The following is a 24,683-nucleotide window of genomic DNA, read 5'->3' on the forward strand; positions in this document are numbered from 1 at the left end:
GCGACAACGATTTTCACACCTGCCGGCCGGTTGAGAACCGGCCGCGAAGGAGGCTCTGATGGAAGGTGCCCGCCCCGTCCGCGCGCCCCGTGGCACGACCCTGACCGCTCGCAGCTGGGCCACCGAGGCGCCGCTGCGGATGCTGATGAACAACCTGGACCCCGAAAACGCCGAACGGCCCGACGATCTCGTCGTCTACGGCGGGACGGGCCGCGCGGCGCGGAACTGGGCCAGCTTCGACGCGATGGTCCGAACCCTCACCACGTTGCGTGAGGACGAGACCATGCTGGTGCAGTCCGGCAAGCCGGTCGGGGTGTTCCAGACCCACGAGTGGGCGCCGCGTGTGCTGATCGCGAACTCGAACCTGGTGGGGGACTGGGCCACCTGGCCTGAGTTCCGGCGCCTCGAAGCCATGGGCCTGACGATGTACGGGCAGATGACCGCGGGGTCATGGATCTACATCGGCACCCAGGGCATCGTCCAGGGCACCTACGAGACGTTCGCCGCGGCAGCGGAGAAACGCTTCGGCGGCACCCTGGCCGGCACTCTAACGCTCACGGGGGGCTGCGGTGGCATGGGCGGTGCCCAACCGCTGGCGGTCACCCTCAACGGCGGGGCCTGCCTGATTGTCGACGTCGACGAGGCCCGCCTGCGGCGTCGCGTCGAACACCGCTACCTCGACGAGGTCGCCGACAACCTCGACGACGCGGTGACCAAGGCCGTCGCGGCACGCAAAGACAAGCGCGCCTGGTCGGTCGGCGTGGTGGGCAATGCCGCCGAGGTGTTCCCCGAACTGCTGCGCCGCGGTGTGCCCATCGATCTGGTGACCGATCAGACCAGCGCCCACGATCCGCTGTCGTATCTGCCGATCGGCATCTCGGTCGAGGACTGGGAGGACTACGCCACCAAGAAACCCGACGAGTTCACCGAACGTGCCGAGGAGTCCATGGCCGTCCAGGTGCGGGCCATGGTGGAGTTCCAGGACGCCGGGGCCGAGGTGTTCGACTACGGCAACTCGATCCGCGACGAGGCACGAAAGGCCGGATATGACCGTGCCTTCGAGTTCCCCGGATTCGTCCCCGCCTACATCCGCCCGCAATTCTGCGAGGGCCGCGGACCATTCCGGTGGGTGGCACTCTCGGGTGACCCCAAGGACATCCACGCCACCGACGAGGCCATCATGAAGTTGTTCCCCGACGATGACCGCCTGCAGAAGTGGATGCGTGGCGCCCGCGAGAAGATCTCCTTCCAGGGCCTGCCGGCACGGATCTGCTGGCTGGGCTACGGCGAACGCGACAAGGCCGGCGTGCTGTTCAACGACCTGGTGGCCAGCGGCAAGGTGTCCGCGCCCATCGTCATAGGCCGCGATCACCTGGACTCCGGTTCGGTGGCCAGCCCCTACCGAGAAACCGAGGCGATGCTCGACGGCTCCGACGCGATCGCCGACTGGCCGCTGCTCAACGCGCTCACCGCGACATCCTCGGGTGCGACGTGGGTGTCGATCCACCACGGCGGCGGTGTCGGCATCGGCCGCTCGATCCACGCCGGTCAGGTGGGTGTGGCCGACGGTACCGAGCTTGCCGCGCAGAAACTTTCGCGGCTGCTCACCAACGATCCAGGGATGGGCGTCATCCGCCACGTCGACGCCGGTTACGAACGCGCCGAAGAGATCGCCGCCGAGCGCGGTGTGCGGATCCCGATGAGGGAGGGCGAGTGAAACCCCTCGATCAGCGGTTCGAGACCACCTGGGCCGATCTGCAACCCGTCGGCCGCGACAAACTGTCCGGCGGGTACCACCGCTTCGCGTGGACCGGTCCGGACGCCGACATGCGCGCCTGGTTCAGCGATCAGGCGCACAGTCGCGGCCTCACCTACGAATGCGACGGCAACGGCAACCAGTGGGCGTGGTGGGGCACCCCCGGCCCAGGTGCCGTGGTCACCGGCAGCCACCTCGACAGCGTGCCCAGCGGCGGCGCGTTCGACGGGCCGCTCGGTGTGGTGTCGGCGTTCCTCGCCATCGACGAGATGCGCAGCCGCGGTGTGCAACCCACCCATCCGATCGCGGTCGTCAACTGTGTCGACGAGGAAGGCGCCCGCTTCGGTGTGGCGTGCATCGGCAGCCAACTGCTCACCGGTGCCCTGAGCCCCGAGAAGGCCCGCAACCTGTACGACGTCGACGGCGTCACGGTCGCCGAGGCGATGCGCACCGCCGGGGCCGACCCCAACGACCTCGGTCGCGACGACACCGTCCTGAACCGGATCGGCGCGTTCGTCGAACTGCACGTCGAACAGGGTCGTGGGCTGACCACCATGAACGCCCCCGTCGGCGTGGCCACGTCGATCTGGCCACACGGCCGTTGGCGCTTCGCATTCCGCGGTGAGGCCAATCACGCGGGGACCACACGGCTCGCCGACCGGCACGATCCCACACTCGCCTTTGCCGCCGCGGTGCTCGCCGCGCGCGATGCCGCCGAGGCCAACGGTGCCGTCGCCACGATGGGCAAGGCGTTCATCATCCCCAACGGTGCCAACGCGATCCCGTCGCAGATCAACGCGTGGCTCGATGCGCGCGCCGGGGACGACGCGGTGCTCGAACGCATGGTGCGCGCCGTCGAGGACGCCGCCGCCAAGGCCGCGAACGATCACGGCACCGCGGTCGAGGTCGAGCGCGAATCGTATTCACCGGCAGTGGTGTTCGACGAGACGCTGCGCGACCGTCTTGCCGCCGCGCTGGGCGGTGTTCCGGTGCTGCCAACCGGTGCCGGGCACGACGCGGGCATCCTCTCGGCGCACGTGCCCTCGGCAATGTTGTTCGTGCGCAACCACACCGGCGTGAGCCACAGCCCCAGCGAACACGCCGACGCCGAGGACTGCGTCGCCGGGGTGCAGGCGCTCGCGACGGTATTGGAGGAACTGGCCTGCACATGAGCTCCTACTTCGCAGACCACGCCTGGCTCGGTGACGAGCAGGTGGCCGACAACGTGCTGATCACCGTCGACGGCGACGCCATCACGGCCGTGCAGCGCGACGCCGCACGCCCTGCCGACGCCGTGCACCTGCGGGGCGTGACCCTGCCAGGACTGGCCAACGCGCACAGCCACGCCTTCCACCGCGCCCTGCGCGGCCGTACCCATCGTGGTTGCGGCAGCTTCTGGACCTGGCGCGAGGACATGTACGCCGTCGCCGAACGTCTCACCCCCGACGGTTATTACGCGCTGGCCCTCGCCACCTATGCCGAGATGGCGCTGGCCGGCATCACTTGCGTCGGCGAGTTCCACTACCTGCACCACCGGCCCGGCGGGGCACGTTATGACGATCCGAACGCCATGGGCGCCGCGCTGATCGCCGCGGCCCACGCCGCGGGCATCCGCATCACGCTGCTCGACACGTGCTACCTCACCGGCGGTGTCGGACAGGAGCTGCGGGGACCGCAACTGCGGTTCGGGGACGGCGACGCCGCGACGTGGGCCGAACGCGCCGACAAACTCGCCGCCGCACCCCACGCCAAGATCGGCGCCGCCATCCACTCCGTGCGTGCCGTCCCGCCGGATTCCGTTGGTGCCGTCGCGGAATGGGCAAACCAGCGGGACACGCCCCTGCACTTCCATCTGTCGGAACAACGCGCCGAGAACGACGCGTGCCTGCAGGCCTACGGCACCACGCCCACACGCCTGCTCGCCGAGCACGGCGCCCTCGGTGCGAACGCCACCGCCGTGCACGCCACCCACCTCACCCACACCGACATCACCGACCTGGCCGGCGCCGGTACCGCCGTCTGCATCACCCCGACCACCGAACGCGATCTGGCCGACGGCATCGGCCCGGCACGTGAACTCGCCGACGCCGGATGCGCGCTGTCGGTGGGCAGCGACAGCAATGCGATCATCGACCTGTTCGAGGAGGCCCGCGCCGTCGAACTCGACGAACGGCTGCGCAGCGAGAAGCGCGGCCACTGGACCGCGGCGCAACTGCTCACCGCGGCCACGGCCGACGGCCACCGCGCCCTCGGCTGGCCGACGGCAGGCCGTATCGCCCCAGGTGCGACCGCTGATCTGGTGACCGTCTCGCTCGACTCGGTGCGCCTCGCCGGTGTGCAACCCGAAACCGTTTTGGAGTCAGTCGTGTTCGCCGCCCATGCCGGCGACGTGCGCGACGTCGTCGTCGGTGGACGCCAGGTGGTCGCCGACGGACGGCACACCATGGTCGACGATGTACCCGCCGCCCTGCACGCCGCGATCAAGGACATCCTCGTATGACCACACTGCTCATCGACAACATCGGATCACTCGTCACCAACGACCCGACCCTCGACGCCGGCCCGCTGGGCGTGCTCCGCGACGCTGCCGTCGTCGTCGAGGACGGCCGGATCGCCTGGTACGGATCCAGATCCGACGCGCCCGCCGCCGATACGCGCCTCGACGCCGCCGGCCGTGCCGTCATCCCCGGGTTCGTCGACAGTCACGCCCATCTGGTGTTCGCCGGGGACCGGTCCGAAGAATTCGCCGCCCGCATGTCGGGAACCCCGTATCAGGCCGGCGGTATCCGCACCACCGTCACCGCGACACGCGATGCCACCGATGCCACGCTCAAGTCGACGGTCACCCGATTGGCCGCCGAGGCAACGCGGTCGGGCACCACCACGCTCGAGTGCAAGTCCGGTTACGGGCTCACCGTCGAGCAGGAACTGCGCAGCCTGCAGGTCGCCGCCGAGATCACCGACGAGGTGACGTTCATGGGTGCCCACGTGGTGCCGCCCGAATACGCCGACACACCAGACGATTACGTCGAGCTGGTGTGCACCGCCATGCTCGACGCATGCGCCCCGGCGGCCAAATGGGTCGACGTGTTCTGCGAGCGGGGAGCATTCGACGTCGACCAGTCGCGGGCCATCCTGCAGGCCGGTATCGCGCGTGGCCTGCAACCCCGCGTCCACGCCAACCAACTCGGACCGGGACCCGGCGTGCAGCTGGCGGTCGAATGCAACGCGGCCTCCGCCGATCACGTCACGCACGTCACCGACGCCGACATCGCCGCCCTTGCCGGCAGCAACACCGTCGCGACGCTGCTGCCCGCCGCCGAATTTTCCACACGCGCCGCCTATCCTGACGGGCGACGGTTGCTCGACGCCGGTGTCACGGTGGCGTTGTCGCCGGACTGCAATCCCGGATCGAGCTTCACCACCAACATGCCGTTCTGCATCGCGGTGGCCGTGCGCGAGATGCACCTGACCCCGGACGAAGCGGTGTGGGCCGCCACCGCTGGCGGTGCGCGGGCCCTGCGCCGTGATGACGTCGGCCATCTCGCGGTCGGTGCCCGGGCCGACCTTGCGCTCCTCGACGCGCCCTCACATATCCATCTGGCTTACCGGCCCGGTGTCCCGCTCGTCGCGGCCGTGCTCCGCAACGGCGAAATCGTCTGGCAGACAAAAGAGGTGACTTCATGACAACTGTGACCGTCAAAGTCGGGGTGGGACCGCTCGCGCCGTCGGACGTGCTGCACGTCGCGCGCGACAACGCTCTGGTGGTGCTGACCCCCGATGCGTCGGCCGCCATCGCCAAGTCCCGTGACGCGGTCGAGCAGTTGGCCCAGGCGCCGGTTCCTGCCTACGGGGTGTCCACCGGGTTCGGTGCACTGGCCACCCGGCACGTCGCCCCGGAACTGCGGGTGGCACTGCAGAAGTCGCTGGTGCGTTCGCACGCCGCGGGCACCGGGCCCGAGGTCGAGCGCGAAGTGGTGCGCGCGATGATGCTGCTGCGGTTGTCGACGCTGGCCACCGGCCACACCGGGATCCGGCCGCAGACCGCCGAACTCATGGCCGCGATGCTCAGCGCCGGCATCACCCCGGTGGTGCGCGAATACGGCAGCCTCGGCTGTTCGGGTGATCTCGCGCCGCTGGCCCACTGCGCGCTCGCGCTGATGGGGGAGGGTGAGGTGCGCGACGCGTCCGGCACGCTGCGCCCGGCGGCCGACGCCCTGGCGGCGGCTGGACTGCAACCCGTGCAGCTGTCCGAGAAAGAGGGCCTGGCGCTGATCAACGGGACCGACGGCATGCTGGGCATGCTCATCCTCGCGCAGCACGATCTCGCGATGCTGCTCAAGACGGCCGACATCGCCGCGGCCATGAGCGTCGAGGCGCTGCTCGGCACCGACCGCGTCTTCGCCGACGACCTGCAGGCGCTGCGCCCGCATCCGGGTCAGCGAACCAGCGCGTCGAACCTGCGCCGTCTGCTTGCCGACTCGGCCATCATGGAATCGCACCGCGGCCCGGACTGCACCGTGGTGCAGGACGCGTACTCGCTGCGCTGCTCACCACAGGTGCACGGCGCTGCCCACGACACCCTGGAACACACCCGCATGGTCGCGGCCCGTGAACTGGCGGCCGCGGTCGACAACCCCGTGGTGCTGCACGACGGACGCGTGGAATCCAACGGGAACTTCCACGGCGCCCCGATCGGATATGCGTTGGATTTCCTGGCGATCCCGGTCGCCGACGTCGCCAGCATGTCCGAACGACGCACCGACCGCCTGCTCGACCCGAGCCGCAACAAGGGCCTTCCGCCGTTCCTCGCCGACGATCCCGGCGTCGACTCCGGCCACATGATCGCGCAGTACACGCAGGCCTCGATCGTGTCCGAACTCAAGCGCCTGGCCACCCCTGCCAGCGTCGACTCCATCCCGTCGAGCGCCATGCAAGAGGACCACGTCTCGATGGGCTGGTCGTCGGCGCGCAAGCTGCGGCGGGCCGTCGACGGTCTCAAGAACGTACTTGCCATCGAGATCCTCACCGCGGCACGGGCACTGGACCTGCGCGCACCCCTGACTCCGGCGCCGGCGACGGCCGCGGTGGTGAAGGCGTTGCGTGACCATGTCGCCGGTCCCGGTCCCGACCGCTTCCTGGCGCCCGAAATCGAAGCTGCCGCCACGATGGTCGGCAACGGGGCGATGGTCGCCGCCGCGGAATCGGCCATCGGGGCATTGCATTAAATTCTGAGTGTTCTCTTGGGAACTTGTGAAAACTCTATGCCTCTGCGATCTCGCACGGCATGGCTTGAAACGCTGTGCCAGCATGAGCTATGGGGAGGTTGAGACTCGCCGGTCTCGTTGCCGTTGCGGCGGCAGCGACGTCCGGCATGCAGATCGCGGCGATGCCGTCCGCAATGGCGGCACCGTGTCCGGATGCTGAAGTGATATTCGCCCGCGGCACAACGGAATTGCCCGGCCTCGGTCCCACCGGGGACGCGTTCGTCGAGGCGTTGCGCCCGCAGCTCGGCGACAAGACACTGGGCGTCTACGCCGTCGACTACCCGGCCACCACCGCGTTCTCCACAGCGGTACAAGGCATTGCCGATGCCCGGGCCCGTATTCTGGCCAACGCCGCCAACTGTCCCGACACCAAAATGGTGCTCGGCGGATTCTCACAAGGTGCCGCGGTGATGGGATTCGTCACCTCAAGCGCTGTGCCCGATGGTGTTTCGCCCGCGGAAGTGCCCGCACCCATGCCGCCCGAGATCGCCGATCACGTTGCTGCCGTGGCCTTGTTCGGCAAACCGTCACCGCGGTTCATGCGGGTGCTCAACGATCCACCGGTGGTCGTCGGCCCGTACTACGCCGCGAAGGCCATCGATCTGTGCGTCGACAACGATCTGGTGTGCGATCCGAAGGGCAGCAGTTTCGCGGTACACAACCAATATCAGGAATTCGGGCTCGTAACGCAGGCCGCGACGTTCGTCGCGCAGAAACTCCAGGCGGACTGGGCGGCCGAAGAGGCCGCCGACGAGGAAACCCCTGACGAGGCCACACCGGCACCGCGCACACCACCGACCCGCACACCGTCGCCGCTGTCGGCCCCGGTCGGTGCCACACCGCCGGTCCAGCAGATCGCGTCGACGCCGGCGCCGGTCGGTACGGGTCCGCTGCCCGGGCCTGCCGTCGCGCCGCCCCCGACGGCGCCGCTGGCCTGACCTAGTGTCGCGCGTCTGAAGTTTGTTTACGAGTGTGGGGCAGGATTTCGTCGGCGGTCTTGGTCCACACGAATGGGTGGGCGCGTTGGTTCCAGCCCTCGATGAAGGCGCTGATGGCAGCGATGAGTTCTTTAACGCTGTTGAACGAGCCCCGGCGGATTGCTTGGCGGGTGATGATCGAGAAGAACACCTCGACCAGGTTCAACCAGGAGCCTGAGGTCAGGGTGAAATGCAGTGTCACGCGGGGATTCTTGACCAACCACGCATTGATGTCAGCGTGTTTGTGGGTGTGGTAGTTGTCGCACACCACATGCAGTTTGCGGCGCGGGTAGGCCCGGGCGACCGTCTTGAGGAAATCGAGGAACTCGGCTTTGCCGTGCCGCTCGTAGCAGCGGTCGGTCACTTTGCCGGTTGCGATTTCCAAGGCGGCGAACAACGTGGCGGTGCCGTTGCGCTGATAGTCGTGGGTCGCCTTCTCCGGCAGTCCCGGACGCAACGGCAAAATCGGCTGGGTGCGGTTGAGTGCCTGAATCTGGCTCTTTTCGTCCACGCACAACACGACCGCCTTTTCTGGCGGGTTCAGATACAGGCCGATCACGTCACGGACCTTGGCCTCCAGTTCAGGGTCGGTGGAGAACTTGAACGTCTCGCGCCGCCACGGTTTGACCCCGTAGCGTCGCCACGCCCGGGCCACCGTGGCATCCCCGATCCCGAGGTGCTTTCCGAGCAGTCGACTCGACCAGTGGGTCACGGCCAACGATTCCGGTGGCGGCTCGAGCGTGGTCGCCAGGATCTCGGCGTCATCGACCGTCTTGGGTCGGCCGCTGCGTGGTTCGTCATCAAGCCCCTCAATGCCGAACGCGGCGAACCGATCCCGCCACTTGATCACCGTCGGCCGCGACACCCCCACCTGCCGCGCCGCACCCGAGGTCCCCGCACCGTCGGCCACCGCCAGCACGATCCGCGCCCGCTCAACACGGCCGGCAGGCACCGTCGAGGACCGCGTCCACGACTCCAACGTCACACGATCTTCAGAACTGATCACCAATGTGGATGACGGCATACACCATCATCCCACACTGTAAACTAATTAATGACGCGCGACACTAGTGGCGCCGATGAACCCCAACCTGCGCCATCGTGAGGGTCACAACACCGGAAAGGCTTCCAGGGTGGTCTGAACCTGCGCGGTGGCTCGCCCCTCTCGACTCAGCACGCGACCGAGTTGTTTCGCCGTGTGCAGGCAGATGGCGCGATCGACAATGGTCAACTCGGGCGCGCGTTCGTACAGCGTCCGCTCGAGTTGCGGCAGGGCATCCAATGAGCGCAGCCAGACCATCAGGAGAAGATTGCGCGGGCCGGTCAGGCTGCAGCACAACCGAACCTGTGGCAGCGCGGCGAACGACTGCACCGTGCTCTCGACGTGTGTGGGAGGCGTCGCGGCCCACAAGACCGCCGATACCGGCCAACCGGAGACGGATTGCACGACTTCGCAACGCAACCTCAGGATTCCGCTGTTCAGAAGGCGATTTGCGCGCCGGCGCACCGTCGGCTCGCTGACGCCGGCGCGCTCGGCAAGCGTGGTGAACGGCATTCGGCCGTCCTCATGAAGCAGCTGGTAGATCTGCTGGTCGACCGCTTCCAGTCGGATATCGTGGGCACGTTCCTCGGCTTCGGTACCGGCTTCCAACGCGCGCTGTTGGTCCTGGTCCAGGCTTCGCAGCCGCCAACGGCTGGGCTCCACGTGGCCGGCTGTGCGGATCTCGGCGTGGTAGCTGCGAATGCCGGGCATCGGTTCGACCGTGTCACGGATGTACTCAGAGATCAGCGTCGGTGAGCTTCGTGCCACCACGATGAGCAGGCCCCGCGGTCCCGTCAGGTGGTGGATGTAGACCACCTCGGGCTGTCGGACAAAGGCATCCTGCACGGCGTCGAACTCGCCACGTACGCATTCGATCTCGATGTAGGCCAGGCAGAACGTGTTGTGTCGCGGTGGTCCGACTCCGCAGGTCACCCAAGCGTATCCCTCGGTCTGCAGACGCCTCCAGCGCCGCGCCACCGTGGCCGGATCCAGATCCAACGCCCGGCCCAAGATCGCCCACGATCCACGCGGGGCCACCTGCAGAGCATTGAGGAGCGCCAGGTCGGTTTCATCGACGAGATCCTGCATACGGCAACTGTATAGAGATCGATTTTGACGGAATCCTGCATCATGCAGCCTACTTCGATCATCGGCCTTTTGCTCTTCACCACCACATGTGGTGTCACAGCAGGGGAGTGTGATGAACAGCAGTAAGCAAAGTCCCGATGTCGGAATCGATGCTGGGGCTGCTTCAACGCCTGCGGAGCCCAATCACGCCGCAAGGCCGGGACACGATGGGCGGCGGCACCGGATCCTCTACGCAGCCGCAGTGGCCGCCCTCGGGGTATCCGTGGTCATCGGCGTCGCCGTCGATGGCCCCACGATGTGGGGTCTTCTCCCGCTCGCCACTTACGTGGTTCTCGCGCTGTGTGGGATGGACCTCGTCATCGCCACGGTGGTGTCGGTGGCATCGGCGTTGTTGGTTCTGCTCCCGACACCGGCCGCCGCCGGGGAGATACTCGGGGAGTCCCTGGGCGACCAGGTGACCATGATCGGACTGATCATCCTGCTCGGTGCAGGACTGGCCGAGGTGCTACGAGCCACCGGTGTGGCTGGCCGAATAGTGCAATCTGTCATGCGCATTGCGGGCGACAAGAGCCGAACCGCGGTCACCTTGGGGATGATGCTCTCGTGCCTGATCCTGGTGGCGGCACTCGGCACGCTCGCCGGCGCACTCGCCATCGCGGTCCCGCTGCTGCTGCCGATCGCGGCGAAGCTGGGCTTCACGCGCTCAGCGCTGACGTCGACGATTTTCATCGGTGGATGCGCAGGACTGGCGATGGCACCATTCGCCGGCTCGAACATCGCTGTGATGGACGCCGCGGATGTCGGATACCTGCAATACGTGGCCTACGGCGCAGGCCCGCTGGCGGTGCTGTCCTTGGTCGTCGGGCTGATCGTGGTGCCGTGGATGCAGCGCCGCACCGCACGCGAGAACGACTACTACCGCGACGACGAGATCGGTACCGACGATCAGCTCCAGCACCCGCACGCATCGAGGGCCACGGTCGTGTTCTCGGTCGGTCTGCTCACCAGCGTGTTGTATGCCACCCTCACCTCGGCGGAAACCAGCTTTCCGCTACTCGCACTGCCGGTGCTCGCGATCATCACCGGGCTGGCCGGTGGTCTCTCGCCGACGCTGATCGCCGGTCGCGTCTACGCCGGCGCGGCCGGCCTGATGAACATCTTCCTGCTGTTCTGGTTGCTCGCGGTGCTCTTCAATGCGATGAATCGCATCGACCCATTCGGCGTGGTACTCGATACGTACGGAAGCGGACTCGAACACCTCGGCGCCTTCTCGTTCGCGTTGATCATCGCACTACTGGGTTGGGTGGGGGTGCCAGGAGCGACGGCGCCGCAGGTTGTCCTGCTGGACAAGTTGTTCGGCGAACTCGCCGGCGCGCTCGGCGTGAGTGCGGGAACCTGGGTGGTGGTCCTGCTGTTCGCTTCCAAGGCCGACACCTACGGTCCGTTCCCGAACGCCAACATGGTCGGCGCCATGGGTTTGGCCCGATCGCTGAGCTTGCGCAACATCCTGCTGACCGGGTGGGCACTGCTCATCCCCGCGGTGGTCATGTACATCGCCATCATGTTCGTCGAAACCCGCTGAGTAGCAGCATGAATCACGCCATCACACATGACATCGTCATCACCGGCGGACGAGTGATCGACGGTACCGGTCGCCCGGCCGAACGGGCCGATCTCGCCGTGACAGGCGACGTCATCACCGCCATCGGGATGGGCCCGTACCAGGCCACCACCCGTATCGACGCCACCGATCGCGTCGTCGCGCCGGGATTCATCGATCTGCACTCCCACGCCGATTTCACCGTCGCCGGCCACCCGACTGCCGAAACCGCGATAGCACAGGGCGTGACGACGCTGATCACCGGCAACTGCGGCCAGTCGACGTTTCCGGTGCGCGACCAGGAAGAGGCTCGACTCTCCACGGCTTTTCGCGATTTCCCGCTGAGCTGGGAGTGGACCGATGCGGCAGGCTTCGGCGAGACCGTGATGGCCGCGGGTCCCGCGGTGAACGTGGGTCTGCAGGTCGGGCACAACGCACTGCGTGTCGCCGTGATGGGGCAGCAGGACCGTGCCCCCGACACTCGCGAACTGCGCGAAATGTGTTCCTTGATCGAGGAATCGGCGCAACACCCCGGCGTGGTCGGTTTCTCCACCGGGCTGATCTACATTCCGGGTTTGTTCGCGTTCACGGATGAGCTCGTCGCGTTGGTCTCCGCGGCCGCCTCGTGCGATCTGCTCTACTCGACACACATGCGCAGCGAGACATCGGAACTCGTCGAGGCGGTCGAGGAGGCGATCGGTACCGCCGAGCGCTCGGGTGCGCGGTTGGAGATCTCTCACCTCAAAGCCATGGGCCCGGAGAACTGGGGAGCGGTCGACAAAGCGCTCGAGCTGATCGACGCGGCCCGCGCGCGGGGCGTGGATGTGGCGGCTGACGTCTACCCCTACACCGCGTCCAGTACGGACCTCTCCTCTCGCGTACCCAGATGGGCCATCGACGGTGGCCGCCCGGCTCTGCTGGACCGATTGGCGGACCCGGTGCAGCGCGCACGCATCGCCGAGGAGATGCGAGCTCGGTTCGGGCGCGATATCGACCCGGAGGGCGTCGTCATCGCCGACCTGCCGCCGGGAGAGTTCGATAGCTATGTGGGGTGGTCGATCGCGCGGATAGGGCGGGATCGAGGTGTGGACGCCGCCGAGGTGGCCCTCGACGTACTTGCCGCGCACGCGGGTTCGGTGACCATCGTCAACCATGCGATGAGCGAAGACGATGTGCGTACCGTCCTGGCTCATCCATGGGTTTCGGTGGCCAGCGACGGCTGGATGCTCGCCCCCTCCGGTCCCGGTCGGCCGCACCCACGCAGCTTCGGCACCTTCCCACGAGTGCTCGGTCGCTATGTGCGCGAGCAGCCGACCATTTCACTGGAAGAGGCGATCCGCAAAATGACCACGTTGCCCGCATCCCGGATCGGCATCACCGACCGTGGCTCGTTGACCGTCGGCGCGGCCGCCGACATCGTGGTGCTCGATCCCCATTCGATCGCGGACACGTCCACTTTCGACGATCCGTGGCAGCTTGCCCGAGGTGTCCACACCGTACTGGTCAACGGCACACCTACATTGCTGGACGGCGAATTCACCAAGAATCACGCGGGCAGGCTCCTGCAGAAGCGGAAGCCGGCGTGACGGCGCCGCTGGCCTGACCTAGGGGCTGTCGAAGATCGTCGTGACCGGCGAGTCGTCCGATCCGCCGCCGTAGCTGCCGCCCGACGACGAGTCGTCACTGCTCGACCCGCTCGATCCACCGCGGGAACCGCCGCTCGACCCGCCACTTGAAGACGAATCGTCACCCCATGACGGAGTGTCCGGATACACCGTGGTCGACGGCTGCTCGACGGGCGCCGTGTAGGTGGGCTCTTCCACCGGAGGCGTGTACGTCGGTTCCTCCTCCACCGGCGGCGTGTATGTCGTCGTCGGAGCGGACGTCGTGGTGGGCACCGAGGACGTCGGCGGAGCCGTGGTGGTCGGCACGGTCGTCGTAGTGGGTGCCGTGGTGGTGGACGTCGTCGGCGGTGCCGTCGTTGTCGAGGTCGGCGGTGCCGTCGTGGTCGGCGGAGTGGTTGACGGAGTGGTCGGTGGAGTCGTCGTCGGTGTGCTCGTCGATGTGGGAGGCGTCGTCGGGGACGTCGGTGTGGCCCACGGAGGAGTCCACGGCGGCGTCAGCGGCGGCACCACGATCACCGGCGGCAGCGGGACGGGAATCGGCACAGGCGCGGGTGCCTGCGGGGCCGGGGGCTGCGGTGCAGGAGCGGCCGGCGGCGGAGCCTGGGGCGCCGGCGGTGCCTGCGGAGCCGGCTGGGTGTTGTTGCCCGTGCGGGTGTTCGGCGCGACCGGTTGCGCGGGCGGCGGCGTCAGGACCGTCACCGGCAGCGCCACCGGGTCGGGCTCGTGCGGAACCGGCGGCAGGTACCGGCCGGGCACGGTGTCCGACTGCGTCGGCGTCACCGGCTGGGCGCGCACATCGGCCGCGGGACGGACGTTGATCGCGACTGTCACGGCCAGCGTCGCGAAGCTCACCGCGACGAATGTCAGGGCACTGCCCACCAGCAGCATGCGCGGAGGCGGCGGTGCGATGACGGTCGTGTACCCGGCCTCTTCGGCCTGCTCGGGGACGAACTCGCTGAGCGGGTCCATCGGCATCTCGTCGTACTCGGCCCACGGCTCGGCCTCGGGCTCCTGCGAGTACGCGAGCTCAGGGCCCACCTGACCTGCGGCGTCCGTCGGGGTCGCCACCGTCGCGTCCGATGCGGCGGGAGCCATCTGCGTCGCATCCGCCGCCGCGGGAGCCGGCTGGGTGGCATCCGCCGCGGGGGCCAGCTGCGTGGCGTCCACCGACGGCGCCAGCTGGGTGGCGTCGGTGGCGGCAGGCGCCATCTGCGTCGCGTCGAGCGCCGGGGCCATCTGTGTCGCCGCACCGGCCGGCGCGAAACCCTCCGCGGACTGGGCCGCGCCGCGGGCGATCGCGAAACCGGCGTCCGGTGGCACCTCCACCGGCGCCATCGACCGCAGCTCGGCGGCCACCGAGTCGAGGTCGAGGCGTTGCCCCACCAGCATCACGCGCGTGGGCGCCTCGCCCGCGGCCTGCTGCAGCACCGTCGCGCATGCGGCGGCCACACCGGCCGTGCCGATCGGCACCGACGCCAGCGTCGAGGTGGAAGGACCTTCGGGGGCCTCGCCGATCACCGTCAGTGACGCCGTGTCGTCGTCGGCCACCAGCAATGCCGCGTCGGCGCCTGCGCTGCGGGCCAGCGCCGCGGCGGCCTCGGCCTCGGCGACCACGTCGACGTTGGGCACCCCGGCGTTCGCCACGGTCATGCGCAGTGTGTCGGCTTCGGCGGGATCGGGCAGGCACAGCCGCGTCGCGGCCACCTGATTACCGGATTCGGTCACGGCCTGATAGGTGCCGATGATCGTCTCGGCCAGCTCGGCCAACCCGTCGTCGGAGAGGTCCAGCGCATACTGGTCCAACAGCTGGCCACCATTGGCAGGTGCACCGATCATCGCCAGGCGTGCCACCCGTCCGGTGACGGCCACCCCGAGGACTACGTCCACGGTTTCCACTCCTTGCTTCGCGTGTTTTCCGAGCTCCGACGGGCTTGTTTCAAGCTACCGCACAGCCTTCGCGATCCCTGGTGCCAATACGCTGCTTGTGCGGGGAGGCGAAACTGAGCACGCTGGTTGGCAGTGTTCGCCTGCAGTGCGCTCGCTCCGCGACATCACTCATAGAGAGGAATCGGTACGTGACCGACCCGCGTTACGACGCGTCCGAAACTGTCGCGGTGGCCACGACAGCTGCGCCATCGGTGGCGCGGTCACCGCGCGTCGGTTACGTGCCCACCCGCACCAACCGTGTGCGCGACGGGGTGGCCGTCGTGTTGCTGGTGCTGGCGCTGCTGCTGCCGTGGAACCTGCAGTTCGGTGTCGGGGTGCCCGGCAGTGACGGGTCGACGTTCGTGGTGCTCGCGGTCGTGACGGTGCTCGCGCTGGCGGCCGCGCTGGCCCCGCACGTCGGGCCGCTGCGGTTGGCCGCGCCGAAGGCCGATGTGCGCCGCACCGGCGTGGTCCGGCTGCTGTTGTGCGTGGCGTACCTGGTCGTGGTGATCGGCTTCGTGGCGTTCCACCTGGTGCAGACCGTCCGCAACGGCGGTACCGGGGCCGTGCCGCCCGGTGTGGGGCCGGGCCTGCTGCTCGGCGCGGCAGGCGCGCTGTTGGCCGCGCAGCCGCCGATCACGTCGATCACCATCGAGGACAACAAGTTCCGCCGCTGGTACACCGTGACGCAGGCGATCGGTTTCCTCTCGATCGCGCTGGCGACGCTGTCGGTGGCGTTCAACCTGTACTGGCGGCTGCGGTATCTGTTCGTCACCGAGGTCGCGTTCGGCAGCCACGACGTCGCGGTGATCGTCACGACGGTGCTCTACGGCGCCGAGGCGATGACCGCGCTGGTGATCGCCTCCCGATGGCTCACCGAGAAGACCGCGGCCGCGCGCCTTGCGACCACCGCGGTCGGGGTGTCCGGCGCCGTCGCGGCCACGCTGGTGTGGCTCATGGGCATCGGCCGCGACATCGACGCCTTCCACGGCATCGCGGAGAACACCTCCACCGCCGCGGTCGGCTACGAGGGGTATCTCGCGTGGGCGGTCGGTGCGGCCATCGTCGCCCCGACGACGCTGTACGCGGTGTTCCTCATCAAGCCGCCGACCCTCGGCGCCTACCGGGGCGCGGCCCTGAAGTGCTTGACGCTCATCGCGTTCTGGGGTTTCGCGGCGGCCGCGCTGCGCATCGTCGACTATGCGGTCGCCGAGTCCCTCAACCTTCCGCGTGCGCTCTACGACAGCGTCGCGATGACGGTGTTCAGCCTCCTGACGGCGATCATCGCCCGTTGGGTGCACCGCCAGATCAGCAAGGGCGTGGTGTCCACGGTGGTGACCGCGGCGTTCAGTGCGGTGCTGTTCGTGTTCACCGTCGCCGACGTCGCCATCGGCGTGGCCCTGGCGCCGCGGTACGCCGCGCCTGCGCCCGACGCGATCTACGGCAACAACCTGGCACAGCAGATCACCAGCACCTTCGACATCGTGGTGTGCGTGCTGAGCCTGCTGGTGCTGGCCGTGCTGCTGTTCACCGGCCCGCTGGCCGGGTACCTGTCGCGTCGTCAGACCGCGAAACCCGCGCCCGCTCCTGCTGCGCAGGTGACTCCCGCGCCGGTGACCCCCGCGGTGCCGGTGGACGACTCCGCGCCGCCAACCCTCGCGCGCCGGCCACAGCCCGCGGCGGTGCCGAAGATCGTTCGCCTGAAAGAGGATTCGACAACCGTCCTGCCCGCGCCGCCCACCACAGAACTCCAGGTCCCCACGACCACGCTGCGGATCCAGCGACGGCCCAGTTCCGGGTTCACACCCCGGCCACCCGACAACAACCGGTGACTTGTGCACCATTAGCCACAACCGGCGTGACACGCGGTGCACAAAATCGTCGAGCCATTTGCTGTGGTGGCCCGAAATGGGCGTAAATATTCTCTCCAAACCGTAGGTCGGCATCGCGTTGCCCGTGATAGAACGGGCCATGGCGTTGTCGCAGGGGGCGAAAATCGCCGGCTACACGGTTGAGCGGATGCTTGGCTCCGGGGGAATGGGTGAGGTGTATCTCGCCCAGCATCCGAGGTTGCCCAGGCATGACGCGCTCAAGGTGCTGCGTGCCAACATCTCGGCCGATCCCGCCTATGTCGAGCGATTCAACAAGGAAGCCGACCTGGCGGCGAAACTATGGCACCCGCATATCGTGGGCATCCACGATCGAGGCAAGCACCGGAACCGGTTGTGGATCTCGATGGACTTCGTCGACGGAACCGACGCGAGCCGCCTGCTGCATGACCGGTACCCGGATGGCATGCCGGTCCCCGAGGTTCTCGACATCGTCAAGGCGGTCGCGGCGGCGCTGGACTATGCGCACGGTCGGGGTCTGCTGCATCGCGACGTGAAGCCGGCCAACATCCTGATCTCCGACGGTGACCACGGAGAGCGACGAATCCTGCTCGGCGACTTCGGGGTTGCAAGAGATCTGGGCGACAGCGCGGGCAACGGCCTGACCGCGACGAACATGACCGTCGGAACCGCGGCGTACGCGGCACCGGAACAGTTGATGGGGCTGGAACTCGACGGTCGGGCCGATCAGTACTCGCTGGCGGCGACGGCATATCATCTGCTGACCGGCGGGCCGCTGTTCGAGAACTCCAACCCGGCGGTCGTGATCGGTCAGCACCTCAACGCACCGCCACCGGCGCTCGGCGACTCGCGACCGGAACTCGCCCCGCTGGATGCGGCGCTGTCTCGCGCGCTGGCCAAGAACCCGGACGACCGGTTCGCGACGTGCACGGACTTCGCGAACGCTCTCGAGCACCCCCAGAACCACGCGGCGACGATGACCGCGCCCGTACCCAGCCCCAACGACGTGCCGACCATGCTCGCTCCGGTGGCCGTGCCATACCCGAGCGGCCCCGCGGCCCCGCCACCACCGAATGGTTCGCGATACCGGCGTGTGGCGTTGGCCGCGGCAGCCGCCGCAGTCGTGGTTGCGGTGGTCGCGGCTGCGGCTCTTCTCATCAAGCCAACCGAAGAGGCGCCGTCCGCCGAGCCGTTCAGCATTGCGGGAACACTGCAGTTGCCGCCCGACGTGGTCAAAACCAACGGTCTGCCAAGCGGTTTCATGTGCGCCGGGACGAGCGACTACGGCGACATCGGCCCCGAGACGCCGATCACCGTGGAAAACGAGTCCGGCGAGTTGCTCGCCAAGGGCGCCATCGAGAGCAGTAGCAAGGGCGGTAACGGCTGCTTCCTCAAGTTCCGGGTCGACGACGTGCCGAGCGGTGCTCGCTTCTACCGTGTGCACGTGGCGCAGCGCGCCGAGATGAGCTACACCGAGGAGGAAGCCAAAGCCGGAATCCAGTTCCTGCTCGGCACCGTTCACGACGAACCGACACCCACGACCACGGCCCCACCGGCCAAGGCATCACCGCCGCCCACCGCCACCCGCACGGTGACGGTCACGCCCAAAGCCGAGGACACCAGCCTTCAACGCCTGCGCGCCCTGGCCAACAACGACCGTCCCTACGTCGCCGCGATCCTCGCCGATCAGTGGGTGCCCCAGATCAGTTCCAAGCGTGCGGGTCTGGTCGCCGACGGGGTGACGTGGGACAACGCCAGAATTCTCGACCAGCACATGCGGATGCGAGCGACCTACCCGGATGTTCGCCTCCTGTGGTCAGGGGACTGGTCGACCTACGACGGGCGAGATTTCTGGGTGACCATCGTCGGTCTGACATCGGATAACCCCGGCGAAATCCTCGCGTGGTGCAGCAGCGCGGGATTCGACAGGGACAACTGCGCCGCGAAAGTCGTCAGCACGTGGCGGCCCATCGCCGGCAGCACCAAGTACAACTGACTTGCGGAGTTTTTCCGGCGCTCAGCGCCAGAAAAACTCCACAAACGCCTGGGACTCAGGACTTGCGGCCGGCCACCAGATACAGGGCGGGCAGCACGCCACCGCTCGTGACGAGGCCCAGGGCCACACTCCACAGCTTCTTGGGGCCACGAATTTGGTTCGCATCGCGGCCGGCGAGGTCACGCAGTGCCCAGGCGCGCAGACCGGCATCCACCGCGGCAACACCGATCACGGCGGCCTTGGCGGTGGGGGACAGGTCATTCCAGCGCTTCTTCACTGCGGCCTTCCTTTCGTTCGGCGGTCATGTGCGGGACCACATTAACCGTCAGCCGCAGGAAACGTGAGCACGTCACGTCCCAGCGGTAGCTGGTCGTCGCGCCGACCGGTGTCGGCCGTGCTGACCGGAATCGGTTCGAGCGTGTCGTAGTAGGGCAGGACCTCCTCGAGGGGTGGGGTCCTGCCGGTGACGTCGAAGCTGTCGAAGACGTACGGCAGCCCGTCCGCGTAAACGACCGACGGCCGGTCGTTGACCTGGAAGTGCAGATGCGGACCACCGGTGGTGCCGGAACTGCCGACGTCGGCGATGTGGTCACCGCGCCGGACCCGGTCGTTCGCACGCACCTTGATGCTGCCCTCGCGCAGGTGCGCGTAGATCGCGTAGTGCCCGTCCCCGATGTCGATCGCCACGCGGTTGCCGCCGGCATCCTGCGGGGTCGGCTCATCACGCGCCTGCCCGACGCGCAGGTCGGGGCGTCCGTCATCGGCCATCGCGATCACACCGTCGGCCACCGCGTACACCGGTTGGCCGAAGGTGGGAAAGCTGTTGGGAAGCACAGGATCTCCGATGCCGGGCCGATTCTGCGCGTCCAACAGGTTGAAGTCGATCGCATAGCGCTGCGCGATGTACCAGCGCCCGTCGATGGGATACGTTGCCCGCCGGTGCGGCCCGTCGCAACAACTGCCGAGGGCGATCCACCGTGGACCGGCGAGCGGCGGGCCCAGCACGACGGGTGGACGTCGGTCCACGTACACCGGGTCGGTGGTGAACGTCCACGCCACCGCGTCCAGCGTCACCCCTTGGGGCGGGTCGATGGTCAGTCGGTGCGTCAGCGCCGCCGCGGGCGGACCGCTCGACGGGACGTCGAGCCACACCACGGTCATGGCCGACGACGGAACGGCCGTGGTCGGAGGGGACGGCGACGCCGCAAGCGACATCGCTTCGCGCAGCGCATCATCCGACAGCGACATCAGCGTCGCACCCGAATCGGCGTCGCGGACCTCGAGCGCTGCGACGTTCACCTCCGCGGGCGCGACATTGGTCAGCAGCAACTCGTAGGCGAGGTGCGTGCGGCCGTCGGTCCCGGTGAACCACCGTGGTGTCGACAGGACCTCGACGAGCATGGGAGTCAGTTGGCCGGCGGCAGTCGGTTGCTCGACCGGTGCAGGAGGCGACGTGCATGCGGTCACCACGAAGATCAGCAGTGCCGGCAGCGCCCGCAGGCGCCGCGTCATGGCGGCCATCCCGAATGCTAAACCGCGAACCGTGCCGGCCATGCGTGATTGGACGAGCTGCACCCATGCCGATAAATCGGTAGCGCAGCAAATCCCACGGGCGTAGCGTTCTCTTCGCTTGGTGATGTGAGCCGGACGTCGATCGGTTACCACTTCTAATGGAATGGTCGCGGGTTCGAATCCCGCCCGCCCTACGCAGGGCGGTAGCTCAGCTGGCAGAGCATTCCCGGTTGATACCTCACACGCCCACATCACCGAGCTCACAACTTCATGGCCGCGGGCCGGACGTCGATCGGTTATCTGGCGACTTCAAGGTTCGACTCCTTGGTGTCGACAGCGCTGCGCTGTCGGCAACCGGTTGGCACCTCACACGCTCGCGGCCCCTGACCCATGTCCACATCGACCCAGAGAAAGGAGAAGCCCGTGGACATCCTCAAGACCATTCGCCTGCGTCAGACGCCGCAGGCCCCGGCCGCAACGCCGGGGCAGGTGCGCAACGCGGCGGGCGGGTACACCTTTCCGGTCGATGACTGGGCCCGGGTACACCGCTTCCTGACGCTGGGCACCGACGGCGGCACGTACTACACGGCCGACCGTGAGCTCACGCGCGACAACGCCGAGGTCGTACTGCGTGTTGCCGCAACCGATCCCGTCGGTCTGGTGAACCGGATCGTCGAGGTGTCGGACGCCGGTCGCGCGCCGAAGGCCAACCCGGCGCTGTTCGCGCTGGCCATCGCCGCCTCATCGGAGGACGTCGACGGCCGGCGTGCCGCGCTGGCCGCGCTGCCCCGGGTCGCCCGCACGGCCACCCACCTGTTCCTGTTCGCCGGTTACGTCGAGCAGTTCCGCGGGTGGGGGCCGACGCTGCGTCGCGCCGTATCCCGTTGGTACACCGAGCGTCCCGTCGATGCGCTGGCCTACCAGCTGGTGAAGTACCGGCAGCGTGGCGGGTGGAGCCACCGCGACATGCTGCGGCTGGCCCGCCCGTCCGGTGTCGTCCATCCGGCCCGGCGCATGGCGTTCAACTGGGCGGCAGGAAAGGGTCTGGGCGACTACGCCGAGGCGCCTGCCCGGCTCACCGACGCCGAGCTGAAGGTGGGACAGCGCACCGCTGTCCGGCCGCCGGTGCGCGCCGAGGTGGTGCCCGACGAGCTCGCGATCATCGCCGACTTCGAGGACGCCCAGGCGGCCTCGACCGCCGCGCGGTGGATCGAGATCATCGACCGTGGCCACGGGCTGTCGTGGGAGATGCTGCCCGACGCGGCGCTGGCGCAACCGGCGGTGTGGGAGGCGCTGATCGACCGCGGCATACCGCAGACTGCGCTGATGCGTCAGCTGCCCCGCCTGACCCGGCTGGGTGTGCTCTCAGGTGCCGTCGGGGACACAGTCGCCGAGCAGCTCGCCGACCGTGACCGGCTGGTCAAGGCCCGCGTGCACCCGGTGAATGTCCTTGTGGCGCAGCGTACCTACGCTCGCGGCCGCGGTGCCCGCGGCCAGGGGGTGTGGACGCCCGTCGCGAAGATCGCCGATGCGCTGGACGCCGCGTTCTACGCGGCCTACGGTGCGGTGCGTCCGGCGTACAAGCGCACGCTGCTGGCGCTCGACGTGTCGGGGTCGATGACCTCGCCGGTGTCGGGTCTTCCGATCTCGTGTCGGGAGGCAGCGGCGGCACTGGCGCTGGTGACGGCGGCGACCGAGCCTGCGCACCGCATCATCGGGTTCACCGCGGGCCGCGGTGGCCACGCCCAGCGAGCGGTGAGCGAGCTGGACATCAGCCCGCGCCGACGGCTCGACGACGTGTGCCGCTACACGGCGGACCTGCCGTTCGGTGCCACCGACTGCGCGCTGCCGATGATGTGGGCGCTGCGGCGCGGGGTGAAGGTGGACACGTTCCACATCTACACCGACAACGAGACCTGGTACGGAAACATCCATCCGCACCAGGCGCTGGCCGAGTACCGGCACAAGATGGGCATCGATGCGCGACTGGTCGTCGTTGCGATGACCTCGTCGCACAACTCGATCGCCGATCCGGCCGATCCGCGCCAGCTCGACATCTCCGGGTTCGACTCGGCGGTGCCGACTCTGCTCGCCGATTTCTCACGCGGCGACATCTAGCGGCACAGGCGGGGGTGACGGTTTCGACCGTCACCCCCGTTCTGTCATCTCCGTCTCTGTCATCTCCGTCCGATCTCGATGCCGAGCAGTTTGAGCCCGTCCTTGATGCGCTTGTCGGCGCCGTCGATGGTGTCGGAGAACTTCCGCAGCTGCGCCGGGGACGACGTCGCCGACAGCGTCATGCACTGCTCGGCCCAGTCGCGGTATCCGTCCAAGCCGTCGCGCAGGGCCTCGTTGACCGCCACGTCCGGGCCGGGCAGCACCTTGCGTTTGGCCTTGTCGATGTAGCCGCGCAGATCCGCGCACGCCGACTGCAACTCCAGGTAGTCCTTGGTGCCCATCGCGTCGCTGATCGGTCCGAGTTGGCCGCCCAGACCGGCGACGGCCTGCGTCACCGCATCGCGCCATTCGTCGTCGACCGGCGCGGCGACCGGGGTGCCCGCGATCGCGCACCCGGTGAGCAGGAACCCTGCAGCCGCCACGGCGACGATACCCCTCATGACCCCGAGCCTATTGAGCGGCCCGACGAGCGGCACTCCGGCACCGCGCCGCAACCCCGTGAACAGCCGATCGGCGTGACATGAACCCAGTCAGCGCGAGTAAGCGGCATCACACCGGTAGCCTCAGTTACTGAGAATCAGCCAGATCGGGGGATCGTATGGACCTCGTGCTCGGCCTCGCGATGACGTCGAGAGCTATCCGATGGGTGCTCGTCGAAGGAACGACGGGCGCAGGGGACGCCATCGATCGGGGCGCCATCGCGGTGGACGACGCGGCCGCCTATGAGCCGGACGGGCTCCTGCGCGGCCTGGTCGACGACACCGTCACTCAAGGAAACCGCATCCACGCCATCGGCGTCACCTGGACGTGTGACGCCGCCGTCCTCGCGACCCACGTCATGGGCGCGCTGGAGACCTGGGGCCACACCAACGTCATCGCGGTCTCCGAGGTCGAGGCCGCAGGCATCCTGGCGAGCGGCATCGCGGAGCTCACCGGTCACGACGACATCGCGGTCTGCATCATCGAGTCCGACGCGGCCGTCGCGGCGACCGTCACCGCCGACGCCGTGTCCGCCGACCGCATCGCCCGTGCCCCTGGCGACGCCGACTCCGCGGATCTCATCGAGAACCTCAAGGCCGTGCTCCAGGAGTCCACGGGCGGACGTACCGAGGGCATCTTCCTGCTGGGCTCGGAGTGCGACGATCTGATCGTCGCGTCGCTGTCGGAGGCGGCGACCGTGCCCGTCGTCTCCTCGGCCGAAGCCGACCTCGCCTATCCGCGCGGCGCGGCACTTTCCGCCGCGTTGGCCATCAACACCCCCTCCGATGAACCCAAAGGTCTGCACCTGACGAAGGTCGGGGCGCTCTCCTCGGTGCTCGCGGCGGCCGTGGTGACCCTCGTCGTCGCGTCGTCCGCGGCCGTCGGCATCCAACTGCACCCGGGTGCGATCGCGCCGGCCGCCGAGGTCACCGACGCCGGTAAGTCCGAGCCCGCGGCGAGTAAACCGGCCACGCCCGCGGCCGCGCCTCGCCCCAAGCCGCCTGCCGCTCCAGCCCCGGCACCCGAGGCGCGCCCACCGGCACCCGAGCCCGCGGCGCCCGCGCCCGCACCTGCTGCACCTGCTCCGGTGGCCGAGGTGAACAGCGTCCCCGCGGCCGAACCACCGGCCTACGTGCCGCCGGCCCCCGCGCCGGAGCCTGCCTATGTGCCGCCCGCGCCCGAGCCGGCCTATGTGCCGCCGCCTCCGCCGGCGTTCGTCCCGCCGCCACCGCCGCCGCCGTTGAACTATCCGCAGCCGCGGTTGCGCGACCGGATCATCGAACGCATCCCGATCATCAACCGCTTCCACGAGCCCAAGCCCTGGGGCTGACTTCCCGGCCCGAGCGTGCGCACAGGGCGGAAAATCGGCGTGAAGCCCGCCCTCA

Annotated in this window: 18 protein-coding genes; 12 read left to right on the forward strand and 6 right to left on the reverse strand. The window is 68.4% G+C overall.

The window, feature by feature from the left end; genetic code table 11:
• The first annotated feature begins 58 nt into the window (after positions 1-58).
• From hutU to AT701_RS05945, 6 genes are all read left to right on the forward strand, one after another.
• Entirely contained in the window at positions 59-1,717 is a 1,659-nt protein-coding gene (hutU, locus tag AT701_RS05920; protein WP_058125409.1) for a urocanate hydratase, read from the forward strand.
• Entirely contained in the window at positions 1,714-2,928 is a 1,215-nt protein-coding gene (locus tag AT701_RS05925; RefSeq protein WP_058125410.1) for an allantoate amidohydrolase, read from the forward strand. Before hutU ends, AT701_RS05925 begins: the two co-directional genes overlap by 4 nt.
• Positions 2,925-4,256 (forward strand): formimidoylglutamate deiminase, encoded by a 1,332-nt coding sequence (locus AT701_RS05930; protein WP_058125411.1) that lies wholly within the window; start codon positions 2,925-2,927, stop codon positions 4,254-4,256. Before AT701_RS05925 ends, AT701_RS05930 begins: the two co-directional genes overlap by 4 nt.
• Positions 4,253-5,443, forward strand: a complete 1,191-nt coding sequence (gene hutI, locus AT701_RS05935) for an imidazolonepropionase (protein WP_058125412.1) — start codon at positions 4,253-4,255, stop codon at positions 5,441-5,443. The genes AT701_RS05930 and hutI overlap by 4 nt, the downstream gene beginning before the upstream one ends.
• The gene (hutH, locus tag AT701_RS05940; RefSeq protein WP_058125413.1) at positions 5,440-6,984 is read left to right on the forward strand and encodes a histidine ammonia-lyase; all 1,545 of its coding nucleotides are present in this window, start codon (positions 5,440-5,442) and stop codon (positions 6,982-6,984) included. Before hutI ends, hutH begins: the two co-directional genes overlap by 4 nt.
• A gap of 89 nt (positions 6,985-7,073) precedes the next feature.
• Positions 7,074-7,961 carry a cutinase family protein gene (locus tag AT701_RS05945; RefSeq protein ID WP_058125414.1) on the forward strand — a complete coding sequence of 296 codons (888 nt, stop codon included), beginning with the start codon at positions 7,074-7,076 and terminating at the stop codon, positions 7,959-7,961.
• Position 7,962: 1 nt separating this feature from the next.
• Here AT701_RS05945 and AT701_RS05950 read toward each other — a convergent pair whose 3' ends face one another.
• Both AT701_RS05950 and AT701_RS05955 read right to left on the reverse strand, forming a co-directional pair.
• Positions 7,963-9,024 carry an IS630-like element ISMsm5 family transposase gene (locus AT701_RS05950; RefSeq protein WP_058125415.1) on the reverse strand — a complete coding sequence of 354 codons (1,062 nt, stop codon included), beginning with the start codon at positions 9,022-9,024 and terminating at the stop codon, positions 7,963-7,965.
• 84 nt (positions 9,025-9,108) lie between these two features.
• Complete coding sequence (locus tag AT701_RS05955) at positions 9,109-10,131, reverse strand: Lrp/AsnC family transcriptional regulator (protein WP_058125416.1); 1,023 nt, start codon at positions 10,129-10,131, stop codon at positions 9,109-9,111.
• 241 nt (positions 10,132-10,372) lie between these two features.
• Here AT701_RS05955 and AT701_RS05960 point away from each other — a divergent pair, with 241 nt between their 5' ends.
• Positions 10,373-11,713: a Na+/H+ antiporter NhaC family protein gene (locus tag AT701_RS05960; RefSeq protein WP_223495378.1), complete on the forward strand. Its 1,341-nt coding sequence runs from the start codon at positions 10,373-10,375 to the stop codon at positions 11,711-11,713.
• A gap of 8 nt (positions 11,714-11,721) precedes the next feature.
• The gene (locus AT701_RS05965) at positions 11,722-13,317 is read left to right on the forward strand and encodes an N-acyl-D-amino-acid deacylase family protein (RefSeq protein WP_011727481.1); all 1,596 of its coding nucleotides are present in this window, start codon (positions 11,722-11,724) and stop codon (positions 13,315-13,317) included.
• An 18-nt stretch (positions 13,318-13,335) separates the two neighbouring features.
• On the opposite strand, the gene AT701_RS05970 is transcribed toward AT701_RS05965, so the two are convergent.
• The gene (locus tag AT701_RS05970; RefSeq protein ID WP_011727482.1) at positions 13,336-15,243 is read right to left on the reverse strand and encodes a DUF7159 family protein; all 1,908 of its coding nucleotides are present in this window, start codon (positions 15,241-15,243) and stop codon (positions 13,336-13,338) included.
• A 188-nt stretch (positions 15,244-15,431) separates the two neighbouring features.
• Here AT701_RS05970 and AT701_RS05975 point away from each other — a divergent pair, with 188 nt between their 5' ends.
• Positions 15,432-17,114 (forward strand): DUF7937 domain-containing protein, encoded by a 1,683-nt coding sequence (locus tag AT701_RS05975; protein WP_011727483.1) that lies wholly within the window; start codon positions 15,432-15,434, stop codon positions 17,112-17,114.
• Between the two features lie 139 nt (positions 17,115-17,253).
• On the forward strand, positions 17,254-19,128 hold the full coding sequence (locus tag AT701_RS05980; protein WP_011727484.1) for a serine/threonine-protein kinase: 1,875 nt from the start codon (positions 17,254-17,256) through the stop codon (positions 19,126-19,128).
• Between the two features lie 55 nt (positions 19,129-19,183).
• Here the strand turns inward: AT701_RS05980 and AT701_RS05985 are convergent, their stop codons facing one another.
• Both AT701_RS05985 and AT701_RS05990 read right to left on the reverse strand, forming a co-directional pair.
• Positions 19,184-19,405, reverse strand: coding sequence for a hypothetical protein (locus tag AT701_RS05985; protein WP_003892554.1), 222 nt, complete (start codon positions 19,403-19,405; stop codon positions 19,184-19,186).
• 41 nt (positions 19,406-19,446) lie between these two features.
• On the reverse strand, positions 19,447-20,649 hold the full coding sequence (locus tag AT701_RS05990; RefSeq protein ID WP_011727485.1) for a M23 family metallopeptidase: 1,203 nt from the start codon (positions 20,647-20,649) through the stop codon (positions 19,447-19,449).
• A gap of 414 nt (positions 20,650-21,063) precedes the next feature.
• Here AT701_RS05990 and AT701_RS05995 point away from each other — a divergent pair, with 414 nt between their 5' ends.
• Entirely contained in the window at positions 21,064-22,758 is a 1,695-nt protein-coding gene (locus AT701_RS05995; RefSeq protein ID WP_058125417.1) for a TROVE domain-containing protein, read from the forward strand.
• Between the two features lie 59 nt (positions 22,759-22,817).
• Here AT701_RS05995 and AT701_RS06000 read toward each other — a convergent pair whose 3' ends face one another.
• Positions 22,818-23,258, reverse strand: coding sequence for a hypothetical protein (locus tag AT701_RS06000; protein WP_058125418.1), 441 nt, complete (start codon positions 23,256-23,258; stop codon positions 22,818-22,820).
• 158 nt (positions 23,259-23,416) lie between these two features.
• Here AT701_RS06000 and AT701_RS06005 point away from each other — a divergent pair, with 158 nt between their 5' ends.
• Positions 23,417-24,628 (forward strand): DUF7159 family protein, encoded by a 1,212-nt coding sequence (locus AT701_RS06005; RefSeq protein ID WP_058125419.1) that lies wholly within the window; start codon positions 23,417-23,419, stop codon positions 24,626-24,628.
• Positions 24,629-24,683: the final 55 nt, after the last annotated feature.

It is taken from the genome of Mycolicibacterium smegmatis, from assembly GCF_001457595.1.
GTDB lineage: Bacteria > Actinomycetota > Actinomycetes > Mycobacteriales > Mycobacteriaceae > Mycobacterium > Mycobacterium smegmatis.